The organism is Streptomyces sp. NPDC059695 (genome assembly GCF_042733785.1).
GTDB lineage: Bacteria > Actinomycetota > Actinomycetes > Streptomycetales > Streptomycetaceae > Streptomyces.
Genome location: NZ_JBHWFF010000013.1, coordinates 147718 through 149240 on the forward strand (window position 1 = coordinate 147718; position 1523 = coordinate 149240).

General features: G+C 72.3%; 2 protein-coding genes. One reads left to right on the forward strand and one right to left on the reverse strand.

Features of this window, described 5'->3' with window-relative positions; translation table 11 throughout:
* Positions 1-92: 92 nt before the first annotated feature.
* A complete protein-coding gene (locus tag ACFV2S_RS18460) occupies positions 93-1019 on the reverse strand; it encodes a serine hydrolase (protein WP_385559799.1) in 927 nt (308 codons plus the stop codon).
* 134 nt (positions 1020-1153) lie between these two features.
* Here ACFV2S_RS18460 and ACFV2S_RS18465 point away from each other — a divergent pair, with 134 nt between their 5' ends.
* Positions 1154-1369, forward strand: coding sequence for a DUF6243 family protein (locus tag ACFV2S_RS18465; protein ID WP_385559802.1), 216 nt, complete (start codon positions 1154-1156; stop codon positions 1367-1369).
* Positions 1370-1523 lie beyond the last annotated feature (154 nt).

The following is a 1523-nucleotide window of genomic DNA, read 5'->3' on the forward strand; positions in this document are numbered from 1 at the left end:
GGACCTGGACGTCGGGGCGCGGCAGGCGGCGGTCGACAGGCTGCGGACGTCTGGGCCCGACGGGCCGGGTGCGTTCTGTCTTTCCCGGGGCGTCAGCCCTGGGGCACCGCGACGAACGCCTCCTGGGGCCTGATCGGCGGGGTGAAGCGGGCGGCGCGGGCCGCGGTCAGCGGGGTCAGGTCCCGGTGGATGGCCCTGGAGACCGCCTGGATCGTGTTCACGCCGTAGGTCATGCTGCTGTTGCCGTCGGTGAGGACGGTGATGGTGTAGTCGTGGCCGCCGCCCTTGAACGTGCCCACGCTGTGCACGCGCCAGCCGCGCGTGGCGCGCTGCAGCCAGCCGTTCTTGACCTGCACGGACACCGTGGAGGGCGCGCCGGCGGGGGTGCCCCACTTCTGCGAGCTGACGACGCGCCCCATGAGCTTGGTGATGTAGGCGCGGGAGTTGTCGTTCAGGACGGAGTTCCTGGCGGTGATCAGCGACAGCAGCTTCTGCTCGTCGGTGACGTTGATCCGGGTGAGCCCCCAGTAGCCGCCGGATCCGGGCACCGTCCGCGTCATGCCGGCGGCGGCCAGGAAGCCCTTCACCTTGGTGACGCCGAGCTGGTTCCACAGGGTCGTGGTGGACGCGTTGTCGGACTTGGTGATCATGGCGGTGGCGAGGGTGGTCTCGCGCGAGGTCAGGTACCGGTGGGTCTTCTGCGCGTCCCACAGGAGCGTGGCGAGGACGGTCACCTTCACGACGCTGGCCGAGTCGTAGGCGGTGGTGGCGCGCAGGGTGCAGGTGGTGTTCGTGGTGCGGTCGCGCAGGCCGACGGCGACGGTACCGCCGCGCGTGGCGAGGGCGGCGGTGATGTCCTTCCGCAGCTTGGCGGCCAGCCCGCTCTGGTCCGAGGTGCATGCGACGCTCGGCGCGGTGGCGGCGGAGGCAGGCGCCGCGGCCGCGACGACGGGCACGAGCACCCCGGCGGCGACCACGGCGGGAAGCACGCGGGCGCGCAGGGATATGTGGTGAGTCATGTGGGGTCCCCCTGGAAACGAAACGAGCACGCCTACGGCGCACTCGTCATCCAGGACGCCCGGAGCGTGCGTATGGTTGTACGAATCCAACGAATTCAACGAATCCGAAGCAGCCGGCGAAACCGGGAGAGCCCGTGACCGACAGCAAGAACATCAACAACCCCGTGGGCCAGGGCGGCGGCCAGCGCAAGAGGCAGTCCCGCGCCGAGCGGCAGAACAACGGACCGCACCGCAACCTCGACCGTCAGAACGCGGCGGACAAGAAGGCGGAGCTGGTGCGCAAGATGCGGGAGAAGACGGGCGCGGCCGAGGGCGCCGGGCAGGCGGGCGACGAGCCCGCGCAGAGCTGACGCACCACCGCCGCGGGGCCGGGGCCAGGCCCTGAGGCGTCCCGCCCGGGAGGGGGGCCCCCCCCCCCCCCGGGGGGCCCCCCCCGCGGGTTGAGCACCCCCGCGGGGGGGGGGGGCAGGGGTTTTGGGGGGTGAGAAGTGAGGGGGGGGCCCC